General features: G+C 58.9%; 17 protein-coding genes. 9 read left to right on the forward strand and 8 right to left on the reverse strand.

The genetic code is table 11. From position 1 onward, the window contains the following. Positions 1–122 precede the first annotated feature (122 nt). Complete coding sequence (locus CKW26_RS20975; RefSeq protein WP_095050007.1) at positions 123–1,058, reverse strand: DMT family transporter; 936 nt, start codon at positions 1,056–1,058, stop codon at positions 123–125. Positions 1,059–1,143: 85 nt separating this feature from the next. Between CKW26_RS20975 and CKW26_RS20980 the strand changes: the two genes are divergently transcribed. After that, entirely contained in the window at positions 1,144–1,707 is a 564-nt protein-coding gene (locus tag CKW26_RS20980) for a helix-turn-helix domain-containing protein (protein ID WP_093437325.1), read from the forward strand. Then, complete coding sequence (locus CKW26_RS20985) at positions 1,708–3,102, forward strand: FAD/NAD(P)-binding protein (RefSeq protein WP_095050008.1); 1,395 nt, start codon at positions 1,708–1,710, stop codon at positions 3,100–3,102. 206 nt (positions 3,103–3,308) lie between these two features. Here the strand turns inward: CKW26_RS20985 and ppnN are convergent, their stop codons facing one another. Then, positions 3,309–4,682 carry a nucleotide 5'-monophosphate nucleosidase PpnN gene (ppnN, locus tag CKW26_RS20990; RefSeq protein ID WP_007910770.1) on the reverse strand — a complete coding sequence of 458 codons (1,374 nt, stop codon included), beginning with the start codon at positions 4,680–4,682 and terminating at the stop codon, positions 3,309–3,311. Between the two features lie 223 nt (positions 4,683–4,905). Between ppnN and CKW26_RS20995 the strand changes: the two genes are divergently transcribed. Continuing rightward, positions 4,906–5,433: a DUF3087 domain-containing protein gene (locus CKW26_RS20995; protein WP_095050009.1), complete on the forward strand. Its 528-nt coding sequence runs from the start codon at positions 4,906–4,908 to the stop codon at positions 5,431–5,433. A gap of 19 nt (positions 5,434–5,452) precedes the next feature. Here CKW26_RS20995 and CKW26_RS21000 read toward each other — a convergent pair whose 3' ends face one another. After that, the gene (locus CKW26_RS21000; RefSeq protein WP_095050010.1) at positions 5,453–6,340 is read right to left on the reverse strand and encodes an NAD(P)/FAD-dependent oxidoreductase; all 888 of its coding nucleotides are present in this window, start codon (positions 6,338–6,340) and stop codon (positions 5,453–5,455) included. Between the two features lie 133 nt (positions 6,341–6,473). Here CKW26_RS21000 and CKW26_RS21005 point away from each other — a divergent pair, with 133 nt between their 5' ends. Further along, a complete protein-coding gene (locus CKW26_RS21005; RefSeq protein WP_095050011.1) occupies positions 6,474–6,914 on the forward strand; it encodes an Rrf2 family transcriptional regulator in 441 nt (146 codons plus the stop codon). Here the strand turns inward: CKW26_RS21005 and CKW26_RS21010 are convergent. Further along, positions 6,911–7,294, reverse strand: coding sequence for a DUF2784 domain-containing protein (locus CKW26_RS21010; protein ID WP_095050012.1), 384 nt, complete (start codon positions 7,292–7,294; stop codon positions 6,911–6,913). The two genes, CKW26_RS21005 and CKW26_RS21010, sit on opposite strands and share 4 nt — an antisense overlap. A 186-nt stretch (positions 7,295–7,480) precedes the next feature. Here CKW26_RS21010 and CKW26_RS21015 point away from each other — a divergent pair, with 186 nt between their 5' ends. The 3 genes from CKW26_RS21015 (at position 7,481) to CKW26_RS30085 (ending at position 8,700) form a co-directional block, all read left to right on the forward strand. After that, the gene (locus CKW26_RS21015; RefSeq protein ID WP_095050013.1) at positions 7,481–8,179 is read left to right on the forward strand and encodes an AzlC family ABC transporter permease; all 699 of its coding nucleotides are present in this window, start codon (positions 7,481–7,483) and stop codon (positions 8,177–8,179) included. Next, complete coding sequence (locus CKW26_RS21020) at positions 8,179–8,490, forward strand: AzlD domain-containing protein (RefSeq protein ID WP_174244501.1); 312 nt, start codon at positions 8,179–8,181, stop codon at positions 8,488–8,490. Before CKW26_RS21015 ends, CKW26_RS21020 begins: the two co-directional genes overlap by 1 nt. A 63-nt stretch (positions 8,491–8,553) precedes the next feature. After that, positions 8,554–8,700 carry a hypothetical protein gene (locus CKW26_RS30085; RefSeq protein WP_175559648.1) on the forward strand — a complete coding sequence of 49 codons (147 nt, stop codon included), beginning with the start codon at positions 8,554–8,556 and terminating at the stop codon, positions 8,698–8,700. A 45-nt stretch (positions 8,701–8,745) separates the two neighbouring features. Here the strand turns inward: CKW26_RS30085 and CKW26_RS21025 are convergent, their stop codons facing one another. The 4 genes from CKW26_RS21025 to CKW26_RS21040 form a co-directional block, all read right to left on the reverse strand. Next, complete coding sequence (locus tag CKW26_RS21025) at positions 8,746–9,018, reverse strand: hypothetical protein (protein WP_093437355.1); 273 nt, start codon at positions 9,016–9,018, stop codon at positions 8,746–8,748. Between the two features lie 332 nt (positions 9,019–9,350). Further along, positions 9,351–10,031, reverse strand: a complete 681-nt coding sequence (locus tag CKW26_RS21030) for an SOS response-associated peptidase (RefSeq protein WP_095050014.1) — start codon at positions 10,029–10,031, stop codon at positions 9,351–9,353. Between the two features lie 28 nt (positions 10,032–10,059). Beyond that, positions 10,060–10,902: an ABC transporter permease gene (locus CKW26_RS21035; RefSeq protein ID WP_095050015.1), complete on the reverse strand. Its 843-nt coding sequence runs from the start codon at positions 10,900–10,902 to the stop codon at positions 10,060–10,062. A gap of 62 nt (positions 10,903–10,964) precedes the next feature. Beyond that, the gene (locus CKW26_RS21040; RefSeq protein ID WP_095050016.1) at positions 10,965–11,945 is read right to left on the reverse strand and encodes an aliphatic sulfonate ABC transporter substrate-binding protein; all 981 of its coding nucleotides are present in this window, start codon (positions 11,943–11,945) and stop codon (positions 10,965–10,967) included. 294 nt (positions 11,946–12,239) lie between these two features. Between CKW26_RS21040 and CKW26_RS21045 the strand changes: the two genes are divergently transcribed. Both CKW26_RS21045 and CKW26_RS21050 read left to right on the forward strand, forming a co-directional pair. Then, the gene (locus tag CKW26_RS21045) at positions 12,240–13,187 is read left to right on the forward strand and encodes an ABC transporter substrate-binding protein (RefSeq protein ID WP_095050017.1); all 948 of its coding nucleotides are present in this window, start codon (positions 12,240–12,242) and stop codon (positions 13,185–13,187) included. Positions 13,188–13,318: 131 nt separating this feature from the next. After that, positions 13,319–14,218, forward strand: coding sequence for a polysaccharide deacetylase family protein (locus CKW26_RS21050; RefSeq protein ID WP_095050018.1), 900 nt, complete (start codon positions 13,319–13,321; stop codon positions 14,216–14,218). Positions 14,219–14,314: the final 96 nt, after the last annotated feature.

Genomic DNA, 14,314 nt, shown 5'->3' on the forward strand with positions numbered 1-14,314 from the left:
TCGATGTTGCTTGGAATGGCCTCATCGCGAGCAGGCTCATTCCTACAGGGGGGAACGCATTTCAAGTGTAGGAGTGAGCCTGCTCGCGATAGCTATAGTCCAGGCACTAAAGATATTGCAGATTAACCTTGAGTTTCTCGCTCCAGCTCTGCTTCGGCTTCTGCAACCTTCCCCTTGGTCTTCAATTCACTGACAATCACCGCCGCGACAATCAACCCGGCGCCCACCAGCGCAATCGCCGGCAACCGCTCCCCGGCAATCCGCCCGACAATCCCGGCCCACACCGGCTCACCGGCATAGATCAACGTCGCCCGGGTTGGCGAAACACTCTTCTGCGCCCAGTTCATCGCCACCTGAATCGCCGCACTCGCCGCGCCCAACCCCAGCGCGGTCACCAGCAGGGTCCAGGAAAAGTCCGGTATCAATTCGCCAGTCGGCACCACCAGCAGGAACGACAACACCGAAGTCGTGGCCAGTTGCACCACGGTGACCCGACGCACATCCACCTGGCCGGCGTAGGTACTGATCAAAATGATTTCGGCGGCAATCGCGATCGCACTGATCAATGTGGCGATTTCACCTGGACTGAAATTCAGCTCAGCCCCGGACGGCCCCGACAGCAGCATCAAACCGGTGAACGCCAACATGATGCCAATACTCGGCATCAAGCCCGGACGACGCCCGAGCACCAGCCATTGCAGCAACGGCACGAACGGCACATACAACGCGGTGATAAATGCAGATTGACTGCTCGGGATCGTTTGCAAGCCGACCGTCTGCAAGCCGTAACCAAGCATGATCGCCACGCCAATAAAGGCGCCGGCCTTGAGTTCGAACAGGGTCAGTTCGCGTAGATGACGCCATGAGAACAGCGCAACGATACAAGCCGCTGCCGCAAAACGCAGGCCGACAAAAAACATCGGGCCGCTGACCGTCATCGCGTGCTGCACCAGCAGGAACGTGCCGCCCCAGACCATGGTAATCAGCACCAGCACGCACTCGGCTTTGCTGAAACGAGAGAAACGGAGGGGAGTGGGGGAGCTGTTCTGCGACGTCATGACCTTGCGCACTATAAAAAGGAGGCCGCACAATGCGCCCAACGTTGCGCAGTATACTGCCCAACCTCACCGAGTGAGCAATATAGTGCACAAAGATTCAATGCAACGGGCATCCGTCCTGCAACACGTCAGCCAGAACGTCCGGCGTCTGCGGCATGCCGCCGACCTGAGTCAGACCGCGCTGGCAGAAAAGTCCGGTGTCAGTCGGCGAATGCTGGTGGCGATCGAGGCGGGCGAGAAGAATGTCAGCCTGACCACCCTTGATCGCGTCGCCGAAGCGCTCGATGTAGCGTTCAGCGATCTGATCCAGGCGCCGGATGCGCGTGATCCGAGCCGCATCAATGAGGTGGCTTGGGCGGGCACTCACCCAGGCAGCAAAGCGGTGCTGCTCTCCAAAGCCACGGCGACGCGCGAAGTCGAGCAATGGGAATGGTGCCTGCAACCGGGCGAGGTCTACCCCTCGCAAGCCGATGCCGAGGGCTGGAGCGAGCAGATTTTCGTCTTTGAGGGTTGCCTGACCCTGATGCTCGGCGATCAGCCGCAGCACATCGGCACGGGCGAGTTTTTTATGTTTGCCAGTAACCAGCCGCATTCCTATCGCAACGATGGGGATGTGCCGGCGCGGTTTGTTCGTAATGTGGTGATTTGAATGAATCAGCGTGCAGACATCCTGATTATCGGCGGCGGCCTCAGCGGCACGATGCTGGCCGTGCAATTGTTGCGTCTGCCGGGCCGGCGCCATGTCCTGATTATCGAACCGCGTGCCGAGATCGGTCGAGGCGAGGCCTATAGCGCGGTCGAGTTGGGTCACACGCTCAACGGCAACGCCGCGCGCATGAGCGTTGATCCGGATAATCCCGATGACCTGACGCAGTGGCTCACCGAGCACATTACTGCTGGCGGCTGGCCAGAGTCTGCCGAGCAGAAGGTGCCGATCAGTGAACTGTTTCCGCCGCGTGGATTGTTCGGGGTCTATGTGCAGCAGCGCTTGGCCGAAGCGCGCCTTGTCGGTGCGAGAAATGGCTCAAGCGTTGAACACCTTCGCGCGGAGGTCGTCGACCTGCAAGTCGAGGCCGATTCAGTGCAGCTCACACTGAGCAATGGCCAGGCACTGCGCGGTGGCTACGCGGTCCTGGCGACTGGAATGTTCCCGGCCGCGCGAACCCCGCAGAAAACCTCCAGCGGCCTCAACGCCGCCGCGCTGGATCCGTGGGATGTCGCGGAGATGCGTCAACTTGACCCGCAATCGACCGTATTGATCATCGGCTCTGGCCTGACCATGGTCGATGCCGTGGTGTCGTTGGAGCAGGCCGGGCATCGCGGGCCAATTGAAGTGTTTTCCCGGCACGGTTTGTTGCCCCATGTGCGCCGACAACCGCCGGCCTGGATGGATTTTCTTGGCGACGATCACAGCCTGTGCACGCCTCGGCAGCTGTTGCGCGAATTGCGTCGGCAATGCCAGGCAGCCATCGCACAAGGCATCGATTGGCAAGCGCCGCTGGACACGGTTCGCGTGCACATCGCCCGCTTATGGAGCCAGGCGACTGACACGCAGCGTCGACAATTCGTACGGCATGTACGTCCGTGGTGGGAAAGTCATCACCACCGTTCGCCGCCGCTGAGTGCGGCGCTGGTTGAGCGTCTTTATAAAGAAGGGCGATTGCGTATTCAGGCAGCTTCGTTCAAAGGGCTTGAGGCAAGTCCGGACGGTGGCGTCCGTATTCGCATTCGGCGGCGCGGTGAGTCGCAAACCTGCGTGGTGCAAGGCGCCGCGTTGATCAATTCCAGCGGTATCGAATACGACTGGCGCCGAGTGGCGCGACCGTTGCCGCAGCAGGTGCTGGCGCGGGGTTTGGTGCAGCCGGGGCCATTGGCGCTGGGAATCGCAGCGGCAGTGGATGGCGCGGTGCTGGATGCCGAGGGGCTTGCGGCTGACCGATTGTTTGCCATGGGGCCGCCATTGCGCGGGATGTGGTGGGAGAGCACGGCGGTGACGGATGTGGCGTTGCAGGCCAAGGCGTTGGCGGCGCGGTTGGTGGGATAAGGTTGATGGTGTTCTTTCGGGCCTCTTCGCGAGCAGGCTCGCTCCCACAGGGGACTTGGGTTGTAAACACCCTTTGCGCTACACACCAGACCCTGTGGGAGCGAGCCTGCTCGCGAAATCGGTGGATCAGTCGACATCACAGCGACTGATATACCGCTATCGCGAGCAGGCTCGCTCCTACATTTGTTGCGTGGTAACCGAAAGAGTTACGCCACCACTCGATAACACGGCACATACGCCGCGCCGCCCGGCAGTTTCATCCGGTGTTGGGCGACGAAGGCTTTGAGCAGCGCATCGAGCGGTTGCATGATCGCCGCGTCACCACGGATCTGGTACGGCCCGTGTTCTTCGATCAGGCGAATGCCCTTGTCCTTGACGTTGCCGGCGACAATGCCCGAGAACGCTCGGCGCAGGTTGGCCGCCAGTTCGTGCGGTGGCTGGTCGCGGTGCAGTTTCAGGTTGGCCATGTTTTCGTGGGTCGGATCGAACGGGCGCTGGAAGCCTTCGTCGATTTTCAGCAGCCAGTTGAAGTGGAACGCATCGTTGCGCTCGCGGCGGAACTGCTTCACCGCTTTCAGGCCCTGAGTCATCTGCCGCGCCACTTCGGCCGGGTCGTCGATGATGATTTCGTAGTGCTGCTTGGCCGCTTCGCCCAGAGTCGCGATGACGAAGGCGTCGAGTTGTTCCAGATACGGCGCGGCATGTTTCGGCCCGGTGAGGATCACCGGGAACGGCAGCCCCTTGTTGTCCGGGTGCATCAGGATGCCCAACAGATAGAGGAACTCTTCAGCCGTACCGGCGCCGCCTGGGAAAATGATGATGCCGTGGCCAACGCGCACGAAGGCTTCCAGACGTTTCTCGATGTCCGGCAGGATCACCAGCTCGTTGACGATCGGGTTCGGCGCTTCGGCAGCAATGATGCCCGGCTCGGTCAAACCCAGGTAACGACCGCCATGAATACGCTGTTTGGCGTGGGCAATGGTCGCGCCTTTCATCGGGCCTTTCATCACGCCGGGGCCGCAGCCGGTGCAGATGTCGAGGCTGCGCAGGCCCAGTTCGTGGCCGACTTTCTTGGTGTATTTGTATTCTTCGGTGTTGATCGAGTGGCCGCCCCAGCACACGACGATTTTCGGCTCGACACCCGGACGCAACGTGCGCGCATTGCGCAGCAGGTGGAAGACGTAATCACTGATGCCTTGCGAGGTGCTCAGGTCGATGCGTTGGCTGTCGAGTTCGTTTTCGGTGTAGACGATGTCGCGCAGGGCGCTGAACAACATTTCGCGGGTGCTGGCGATCATTTCGCCGTCAACGAAGGCGTCGGCCGGAGCGTTCAGCAGCTCCAGGCGTACACCGCGATCCTGCTGGTGAATGCGGATTTCGAAGTCCTTGTAGGCTTCGAGGATGGTCTTGGCGTTATCGACATGGGCGCCGGTGTTGAGGATGGCCAGGGCGCACTGGCGGAAGAGGGTGTAGGTGCTGCCGGATCCGGCTTCGCTCAGTTGCTGAACTTCACGTTGAGAAAGGGTTTCCAGGCTGCCTTTCGGGCTGACCGAGGCATTGATTACGTGTCGTTGGGTCATGCAATGATCCTTAAAACGATGTCATCTCAAGACTAGGCGATGGCATCCGAATAGTGTGTATCCATGAATGAAGATGGCACGATCTGCGCTGTACCGCCATGTCCCCGTTGGACGCTGAAAAGATGAAAAGGAGCCCCAGCATAGCTAAATCCGCGGTAGAGGCGATAATGCGCCGGCCGGTTTTTTCAGTTAGCCCTTTTGTCGCTCAAGGAAGTCATTTGTGATGTTCGAGATTCAGCCGATGGATGCCGCCACTTTTCGCCAGCAGACCCGCCGCAGCACGATCATCATCGCGGTGCTGTTCCTGGTGCTGGCGATGTTGTTTTCCAGCGTGGCGGTGGCGCTGTTCGGCGAGCCTGGCGGCGATAACCTGCGCTTCAATGTCGGCGGCGTGTTTGTGGCGTTTCTGCTGACCGCAGCGTTACTGCGCGGGCGCTTCTGGAATCAGAGCTGGATGGCGCCAGCGGTGTACAGCTGGCGGCTCAAGCGCAATCTGATGAGCATCACCAACGTCATGCATCAGGTCACTGCAGCCGTGGAGCAGAATGATCCGACGGCCATGAAGGTTCTGCGCTTTTACCATCTCGGGTTAACGCAAATGCACGAACTGGACGGCAACTCCAGTGATCACGGGCAACTGTGGCGGGAAGTTGAAACGCACAAGGAGCGGATGCAGGCTCTGGGACTCGATACCGAGCAGACGCGCCTGGATCCGGCCTGGCTGGAGGCGTTGAAGCCAACTTCGCGCTGAAACGTCCGCAGTATAAGTTTCAGCCAAAGATCATTGAGCGATGAGTGCCTGCACCGGCGCGGGCCCCATCGCCAACTGCTAGCGCTACTGAACCGGCAGCCAATGCCGCATCTCCGCAGGCAAATACGCCGGCGACGCTGGTTTGTTGTGTCGCGTCAGTCTGAATAAACGGCCCCATCGGGCCATCCTCGAATGTACATCCCAATTGTTCAGCCAGCGGGCTGGCCATGCGTGTGCGCGGCATGGCAAACAGGCCTGCAACGGCGATGACCTGACCATCGCTGAGCACCACGTCCGCACGCTCGCCACGGATGTGACTGACCGGCCGGGTTTCCAGAATTACACCGCGGCGATCCAGTTCCGCCAATTGTTCGGCATCCGGCTCGAAGACACCGTTGGTGAAGAACGTGGTCGGACCCCAATCCGGCAGTAGCAGGGCGTGATGAATCGACATGGGTGACGTCGCCAATACGCCGATCGCGCCTTGATTCAGTTCATAACCGTGGCAGTAGGGGCAATGGAAAACACTTTGGCCCCAGCGTTGCCTGAGACCGTCGATGTCCGGCAACTCGTCGATGACGCCCGAGGCCAGGATCAGTCGCTTGGCGCTGAGCCATTGGCCGCTCTCTGTGCGCAAATCGAATCCGCTGTCAGTCCGAGTCGCTTCAACTGCTGTATCCGTTAGCCATTGCACGCTGGGGTAAGCCAGTAATTGTGCGCGTGCTTCGTCAGCAATTTGCTCCGGAGCACGTCCATCCTGGCCGAGGAAACCGTGGGATGTTTCGGCAAAACGGTTGCGTCGCAGGCCCGAATCCAGCACCAGCACATTGCGTCGGGCGCGGGCCAGTTGCAGGCCGGCGGACAGCCCGGCATAGCTGCCGCCAACGATGATGACGTCGTAAACCATGAGCGAATCTCCTCTTGAGTTTTCAAGGCACACCGTAAGTTACGAGAAATATTGCTGTCAATAGTCTCGTAACTTCAGACCTTGCAAGCGATACTCGGCGCATCTTCTCAAAGGCTTGAAAAAAGGATCATCGATGAGAAACGACACGCGGTTATCGCGCATGCTCCATGTGTTGATTCACATGGCCCGCCATGAAAAGCGCGCGACCTCGGAAACCATCGCCGGCATGCTTGGCACCAACCCGGTAGTGGTGCGGCGCACCATGGGTTTGCTCAAGGAGCAGGGTTTTGTGACGTCAGAGAAGGGCCATCAGGGTGGCTGGGCGCTGGCCAAACCGCTGGCGCAGATCACCCTGCTGGATATCCACCAAGCGTTGGGCACGCAGTCGATTTTTTCCATCGGTTTGTCGACGGATCACCCGGAGTGTCTGGTCGAGCAAGCGGTGAACGCCGCACTGACCCGAACCTTCGATGAGGCGCAGGCGCTGTTGCTGGCGCGGTTGGGCGGCATCACCCTGGCGGACCTGGCAGCGGATTTCGAGGCCCGCTTCAAGTCAGTCGGCGAGGATAATTAAAGCGGCGAAGCGGCGCGACGATGTTTCCATGAGCGAATTGCCCGCCCGTACACCAACAGGTTGATCGCCAGTACCACGCTGCCGAGTGCCAGTTGAATCTGCGGGGTGAGCCCGGCCGGGTAGATGATCGGCCAGATGTAATGTTCGATGAAGCCGCCGGCATATTCGGTCTGCCCGGCGGCGTGGCGCATGAGGTTTTCCCAGTAGGTCAGCGGGCAGGTCAAGTGCAGCACCTCGACCGCCACGCCCCAAGCAGCGGCCGGCAAATGCAGCCACATCACCCGTGGCCATTTGAGGACCAGCAGCCCGCCAAACAGCACAAACAGAATGAAGGACAAATGAAACAGCACCAGCCCGTCGGCTGCGATTCGGTACAGCATGTCGTCTCCCTGACGCGATTATGAATGGCGCTATGTTACGCCGCTCAGGGCATTAAAGGTCAGTGCGAAAGTCAGCGAATTACGCGCGCATCTGGCCGATTTCCCACAAGTGCGCAAGATTGTTCAAGCCAGAAAAGCGAAATGGCTGGCACAGTCTTCGACCGTTTTCCTGGTTGAAGAACGTTTATGTCTGATGCACTTATGCCGCGCAGTGCGTTCCTTCGCGGCGCTGTGGCGATCATGCCGTTGTCTCTGGCCACCGCGCCGTGGGGACTGTTGGCCGGCTCGATGGCGATCGAAGCCAACCTTACGCCGCTGCAAGGCCAAGGCTTGTCGAGCATCGTGTTTGCCGGGGCGGCGCAATTGGTGGCGATCGGTATGCTCAAGGGCGGGGCGGGTTTTTTTTCGATTCTGTTGACCACGCTGCTGCTGACTTCACAGCACTTGCTGTATGGCATGAGCATGCGTTCGGTGATTTCGCCACTGCCGGGGCGCTGGCGCATCGGTCTGGGCTTTTTGCTCACCGACGAGTTGTTTGCACTGACCAGTCAACATGATCGTCAACAATTCAATCGCTGGTATGCGCTCGGCGTCGGCCTGACGTTCTACATCGCCTGGAACCTGTTCACCCTCGCCGGCATTGTCCTTGGCAGCAGCATTCCGGGGCTTGAGCACCTGGGGCTGGACTTCTCGATTGCCGCCACCTTCATTGCCCTGATTACACCGGTAGTGCGCAACGTGCCGACGGTGGTTTGCGTGGCAGTGTCGCTGTTTTGTTCGGTGTTGTTCAGTTACTGGCAATGGGGCTCGGCGCTGGTGTTGTCCGGCCTGGCCGGGATGACGGCAGGGTTTATCTGCAACAAGCTGTATTGGGAGCGCACATGATGGTTTGGGCGGTGATTTTCGGCATGGGGATTCTGGTGTTTCTCAATCGCTACGTGTTTCTTGAACCGCGTTTGCCGGTGCGCTTGAGTAGTAATGCGCGGCAGTTTCTCGGTTTTGCAGTACCGGGGATGCTCACCGCGATCTGCGGGCCGATTGTCTTCATGCCGGACAAACAGCTGAATCTGCAGTGGGACAATCCGTACCTGCTTAGTTCGCTGGTAGCGATCGCTCTGGTGATTTACACGCGCAGTACTTTGCTCAGTATGTTGTTGAGCATGGCGTTCTTCTTTTTGCTGCGGTGGTGGTTGTAAGTTGTGCGTTTGAAACTGTTCTACGCTTCAAGGATGACGGGTAACTGATGACGGGAGGTGTACATGACGACTGAGCCAAAGCAGCCAGAGACGGATGACCAAGACACGGATCAACCGACGCAAGAAGAAATAGAGCGGGAGAAACACAACGAACAGACCTGGAAGCGCGATGAATCCACAGAGCTTTCAGATCCAGACCGCAAGTTTTGAAGATTTTTACGAAAAAGCCCCGCACATGCGGGGCTTTTTTTGGGTTCAGAGATCGTCCAGCTGCGTGAAATCGGGGTGTGAAGCCCGATATCCCAATGTTCGGTCGATCCATGCATTCAGCTCGTTGACCATCACCGGCGCGTGGCCGGGATACCCTTCGAGGGTGGTGCGCAGGATGCGTTCGATATCGGGAACGGCACGCAGGTTTCGGGTCTTGATGTAGTGGCCGATAAAACAGTCGAGTTCAAAGCGTTCTGTCATGGACAGATAAATACACTCCAGGCCGCTGACCTGTTTGATTGCAAAATCGTCGCGCAACTTATTTCTCTGCAAGGCTTGTAGACGTTGTGGGGATTCCTGGTTTGTTGACTCTTTGGTCAACTGGTATACCAATCGGAAAGGCGGCGCGCATGCTAGCCGTAGTGCATCTAAATGTATGTATGACGGTTGAAATGTCAGACAGGCGGTTTGTTCACTCGAACGTGTGTTTTATTTGCAGCGTTTCAAAGATGAAACAGAGTTTGTAACGGCAGTGATTCGCCTTTATGAGTCGCTGAAGGTTGCAATAGTTTTATTCTTCTAACGCTGCGTCAAAAGATCGCAGCCTTCGGCAGCTCCTACATGGATAGACGCGTCAAGGCGGTAAATGTTTAAGTCTCCTCGATAATCAAACTGGCCCCCTGATTGCGCACGTTACCGACGGCTTTGCCGACTTTGTACCACTCGAACACTTCACTGCCTTCACCTTCGAACAACAGCATTTGCTCGGCGCGTTCAACGGGTGTCGCGGGGTCGAGCCATTCGCGCACCAACTCTGCGCGGAACACCACCGGTCGGCGATCGTGGATATCGAGCATGCCGCCGGCGGCATCGGCGGTGATGATCACGAAACCGTCGTCGTCTCGGGCCGCTGTTTCGGCTGTCGGAAATTGGCCAATGGCAGCGCAGAAAACCGCCCCATGATCCGCCCGACGAATCAGCCACGGTTGTCGGGATTTGTCTTCGCTATCAACCCATTCAAACCAGTTGTCCACGGGCACAATCAAGCGATGTCGCCAGATCGCCCGGAAGAACGGTCCGTGGGCGACTTTCTCTACCCGGGCATTAATCGGTGGTGGGCGATCCTTGGCCCAATGCGGGCGCCAGCCCCAGCGCAGATTGTCGGCTTGCAGGTGTTGCTCTTGTTGATGCAGGACGGCCAGCGCGGTGGTCGGCGCCGCGTTATAGCGATCAAGCGGCGCATCGCCAACGTGGTTGATCAACGCGTCGGGAATGCTCAGCACCGCGACAAAGTCGTGAATGCCACGGTACTGCGAGAGTCTTCCGCACATGGGCCGATCTCCGGTTGGAGTTTTCAGCTTAGTCGCTGGCGCTCTGACCGGTGAATGTGTCGCGCCAGTTCAACCAGCGGCGTTCGAGCATGGCGAGCAGGCCGTCGCTGAATTTACCGAGCAAGGCGAGCACGATGATCGCGGCCAGCACGATGTCCGGCCGCGAGGTTTCCCGGCCGTCACTGAGCAGATAACCCAAGCCTTTGGTGGCCGCGATCAGTTCCGCTGCCACGAGAAACATCCACGCCAGACTCATGCCGCTGCGCAACCCGGTGAACAGGCCGGGCAGGGCGGCCGGCAGCAATATTCGTCGCACCAGTTGCAAGCGGCTGAAGCCATAGATGCGGCCGACTTCCACCAGTTTGCGGTCAATGTTGCGTATGGCCGCGACGACGTTGACGTACACCGGAAAGAACGCACCAATGGCGATCAAGACAATTTTCGAGGTCTCGTCGATGCCCAGCCACAACAACAGCAGTGGCACCCAGGCCAGGCTCGGGATTGAACGCAGGGCGGCGAAAGTCGGTTCCAGATAGGCCTCGGCTTCGCGGCTCAAACCGACCCAGGCGGCAAACACCAGCGCCAGACTGGCGCCAATGGCAAACCCCAGCAGCACGCGTATCAGGCTGGCGCCGATGTGTTTCCACAGCGCACCCTCAGCGAGGTCGGTGAGGGTCAGGGCAATCTCGCTCGGTGCCGGCATCTGGTAGGACGGCAGCCACCCGATGCGTACGATAATTTCCAGCGCAACGATGATCAGCAGCGGCAGGGCCAGGCCCTTGCAGCGGCGCTGCCATGCCGGATTTAAACGCGCAGGACGCTGGCGCGATACGGCAAGTGGCGCGGGCAAGTCTTTGCTGTGAGTGGTCATGGTTTTTGGCTCCGCTCACAACAAATCCGCGACGGGCGCGGATTTGTCCTGAGGCTGATCGGTTACTGGCGGGCGACGGCTTGCTGCACACCGCTGTCGAGCAATTGATCGATGACTTGATCGACATTCACCCCACGGCGCACCAGTTCCTCGGAGACCAGAATCGGCGCCGCTGCCTTGGAGGCACTGATGTCCTGTTGGGTCAGTTGCGGGCTGCTCAGATCGGTACGCGACAGTTGCAACTTGGCTACGTCCAGCGGCAAGCCGGACTCCTTGGCGAGGAGGGCGGCGAACTCATCAGGATTTTTCAGCGCCCAGTCGCGGGCCTGTTCGTAGGCTTTGATCACGGTTTCGATAGTCTGCGGATGTTCTTTGGCGTATTGCTCGGTGACACTGACCACGCCGTAGCTGTTGAACGCCGGGTTGCGGTAGAGCAGGCGCGAACCGGCCTGCACCTGACTGGCGGCCATGTGGGGATCAAGGCCGGCCCAGGCGTCGACATCGCCTTTTTCCAGCGCGGTGCGGCCATCTGGATGTTGCAGATGAACCAGTTCCACATCGTCTTTTTTGAGTCCGGCCTGTTGCAGGCTGCGTAGGGTGAACAGGTACGGGTCGGTGCCCTTTGTGGCGGCGATCTTCTTGCCCTTGAGGTCGGCGACGGTCTGATATGGCGAATCCTTGCGCACCACCAGCGCTGTCCATTCGGCGCGGCTGTAGACGTAGACCGATTTGATCGGGCTGCCATTGGCCCGGCTTAGCACGGCGGCGAGGCTGGCGCTGGAGGCGAAATCCACGCCCCCACTGTTCAGGTATTCCAGCGAGCGGTTGCTGCCCTGGCTCAATACCCAACTGACTTTGGTTTGCGGCAAGGCCTTTTCGAGGAAGCCGAAGTGCTTAAGCACCAGGCTGACTGGCGAGTAATAGGCGTAGTCGAGATGCACTTCAGCCGGCGCGGTTTCAGCCGCGTGGGCGAGCGGTTGCAGGCTCAGCACCATGGCGCTGGCAGCCAGCAGGGTTTTGAGTCGGGGAAAGAACGATGTCATGGGGGCGCTCCGGCAAAGGCACAGGTTTCTTATGTCCAAAAAGATATTTTTATCGAATGCTTCCTGCATGAATGGAATATTGCAGGCTCTGTGCCATGTGCTTGAGAGCGCCGGTTTATAAGGGTTTTAACGCCAGGTGCAGGATTTCAGCTGTTGCGTGGGAAACAGTGTGGTTCGCAACTGTTGCCAAGCAAACAGCAAGTATCAACCGTGATGAGCTTATGCATTTATCGAATTTCAAAACCGCGAATCAACAGCGTTATGGTCTATGTAATTACTTTCGCAGGACTCGCCATGAAGCTTTCTCGTTTCCTCGGCAGTGGGTTAATCACTGCATTATTTACCTCGCCGCTTTCCTACGCAGCCGAGCCCTTGGTCCTGCACGTCGGCGATCAGAACTACTACAACATCCGTGCCTCGGTGGAGGCGTCCGGCGTGTTGAAAGACGCGCCTTATACCGTCGACTGGAAGCACTTCCAGGCCGCTGCACCCTTGGCGGAAGCCTTGCAAACCGGTTCGCTGGATCTGGGCTTTCTGGGCGATTCCGGTTTTCTGTTTCTGGCTGCCAAGCAGGCGCCGGTGAAACTGATTGGCGTATCGCGGCAGAATCCGGACACCATCGCGTTACTCGTGCCAAAGGATTCGCCGGTAAAAACCATCGCTGATCTGAAGGGCAAGAAAGTCGCTTATTGGCCTGGCGCCTGGAGTCAGCAGTTGACCTTGCGCGCCCTGGAGCAGGGCGGTCTGCCGGAAAACTACGTCGATTTCGTCAAGCTAATGCCGATCGATGCCGCCGCAGCGTTGCCACAGGGCAGTATTGACGCTTTCCCGGTGTGGGAACCGTACATTTCCCAGCAGATCGTGTTCTCCGGCGCGCGACCGATCCTGACCGCAAAAAATCTGATGCCGGGGCTCAGCGCTATCGCCGCGTCGACGCCGTCCATCGACAGCAAGCGTGCCGCCATCGCGGATTTCCTCGGCCGTTTGAAACAGGCGCGAGCCTGGGTCGACAGCCACACCGATGACTACGCCGATCTGTGGGCAAAGAAAGCCAATCTCGATCAGCAGGTGTCTCGGCACTGGTTGCGTCAGGCGCACATGACTGTGGGACCTGTAGACGAGCAGGCGGCTTCAGACCTGCAAAGCACTGCCGACTTCCTGTTCAAAGTGAAAGCGCTGCCGGCGCCGTTGGCCACCGCCGCGATTATAGACACGTCTTTTCAGCAGGCATTGACGCACTGAGCGAGCGCCGGAACCAAACCCTGTGTACCTTATCCAACCTCGGCTCGAATATCCGAGCGCAGGGATGGATAAGGGCGAGGGAGTTTTGCCAATCGATCACATGACGGCCGTCGCCGTGCTCAAGGCAAAACATGACATCCGGATTCAAACTTCTTTGTGCTGCGCTGATTGCGCTTGGGCTGGCCGGTTGCATCGCCGCCCCGATAGAAATGACTGCGCAAACCGAAACGCGCCTGAAGACCCAGGCGCCGGTGCGTTTTCTGTTGACGTTCGACGATGGCCCCAGCGCTTCGAGTTTGTGGAATCCGTCGGCCACAGTGCTCGACAGTCTCAAGGACAATCCGCTGCAGCCAGACATCAAAGCGGTGTTCTTTGTGCAGACGCGCGCACCGCGAGCGGGCAACAGTGACATCGGTCGCGGCATCATGCGGCGTGAGCATGAGGAGGGCCACATACTGGCGTTTCACACGGCCACCCACTGGCACACCAATCATCGTTTGCTCGACCCGCAAGAACTCGAAGAATCGCTGACCAACGGCACGGCTGATATCGCTGCCATCACTGGCGCGCCACCGAAGTTGCTGCGCCCGCCGTTCTGGAATTACGACAAACGTACCTTTGCCGCCTATCAGCAGCACGGCTTGCATGTGTTGCTCACGGATTTAAGTACCAACGACGGCAAGATCTGGGGCTTCAATGCCAGCCCGAGGCGCCGGGCCAACCTATTGCGGCAGTTATCGGAAGTCCGTGAACGGATTGCCCTCGGCGAGCTGCCGACTGTGGACGGGGTGATTCCGGTGGTGGTGACGTTCCATGATCTCAACCGCTATACCGCGCGGCACACGCGCGAATACCTGCAGATTCTGCTCGATAGCGCCGCCGCCACGGGCGTGAAGCTGGCTGACAAGCCTTTCTACGATGATCACGCTGAGCTTGAGAAAGCCGCATTGGCTCGTACGGTAGAAAAAAGCTCAGAGCCGGTGAGCTTGCCGGGGATGTGGAACTGGATATGGGATCACGACGCGCACTGAGGGCGGGGTGGAAAGTTGTGATCGGGTTGGCATTTTGTATCGGGCAAGCCACAACTGGCTCATCTATGCTCAACGAGTCGACCGACCCATCGCCTG

It is taken from the genome of Pseudomonas sp. Irchel s3h9 (assembly GCF_900187475.1).
In the GTDB taxonomy this organism is placed as follows: domain Bacteria; phylum Pseudomonadota; class Gammaproteobacteria; order Pseudomonadales; family Pseudomonadaceae; genus Aquipseudomonas; species Aquipseudomonas neuropathica.

What these genes read in the sequence shown, in the direction of transcription:
- CKW26_RS20975 (WP_095050007.1), bottom strand. Translation starts at nt 1,058, where the DNA reads ATGACGTCGCAGAACAGCTCCCCCACTCCCCTCCGTTTCTCTCGTTTC.
- CKW26_RS20985 (WP_095050008.1), top strand. Translation starts at nt 1,708, where the DNA reads ATGAATCAGCGTGCAGACATCCTGATTATCGGCGGCGGCCTCAGCGGC.
- ppnN (WP_007910770.1), bottom strand. Translation starts at nt 4,682, where the DNA reads ATGACCCAACGACACGTAATCAATGCCTCGGTCAGCCCGAAAGGCAGC.
- CKW26_RS20995 (WP_095050009.1), top strand. Translation starts at nt 4,906, where the DNA reads ATGTTCGAGATTCAGCCGATGGATGCCGCCACTTTTCGCCAGCAGACC.
- CKW26_RS21000 (WP_095050010.1), bottom strand. Translation starts at nt 6,340, where the DNA reads ATGGTTTACGACGTCATCATCGTTGGCGGCAGCTATGCCGGGCTGTCC.
- CKW26_RS21005 (WP_095050011.1), top strand. Translation starts at nt 6,474, where the DNA reads ATGAGAAACGACACGCGGTTATCGCGCATGCTCCATGTGTTGATTCAC.
- CKW26_RS21010 (WP_095050012.1), bottom strand. Translation starts at nt 7,294, where the DNA reads ATGCTGTACCGAATCGCAGCCGACGGGCTGGTGCTGTTTCATTTGTCC.
- CKW26_RS21015 (WP_095050013.1), top strand. Translation starts at nt 7,481, where the DNA reads ATGTCTGATGCACTTATGCCGCGCAGTGCGTTCCTTCGCGGCGCTGTG.
- CKW26_RS21020 (WP_174244501.1), top strand. Translation starts at nt 8,179, where the DNA reads ATGGTTTGGGCGGTGATTTTCGGCATGGGGATTCTGGTGTTTCTCAAT.
- CKW26_RS30085 (WP_175559648.1), top strand. Translation starts at nt 8,554, where the DNA reads ATGACGACTGAGCCAAAGCAGCCAGAGACGGATGACCAAGACACGGAT.
- CKW26_RS21030 (WP_095050014.1), bottom strand. Translation starts at nt 10,031, where the DNA reads ATGTGCGGAAGACTCTCGCAGTACCGTGGCATTCACGACTTTGTCGCG.
- CKW26_RS21035 (WP_095050015.1), bottom strand. Translation starts at nt 10,902, where the DNA reads ATGACCACTCACAGCAAAGACTTGCCCGCGCCACTTGCCGTATCGCGC.
- CKW26_RS21040 (WP_095050016.1), bottom strand. Translation starts at nt 11,945, where the DNA reads ATGACATCGTTCTTTCCCCGACTCAAAACCCTGCTGGCTGCCAGCGCC.
- CKW26_RS21045 (WP_095050017.1), top strand. Translation starts at nt 12,240, where the DNA reads ATGAAGCTTTCTCGTTTCCTCGGCAGTGGGTTAATCACTGCATTATTT.
- CKW26_RS21050 (WP_095050018.1), top strand. Translation starts at nt 13,319, where the DNA reads ATGACATCCGGATTCAAACTTCTTTGTGCTGCGCTGATTGCGCTTGGG.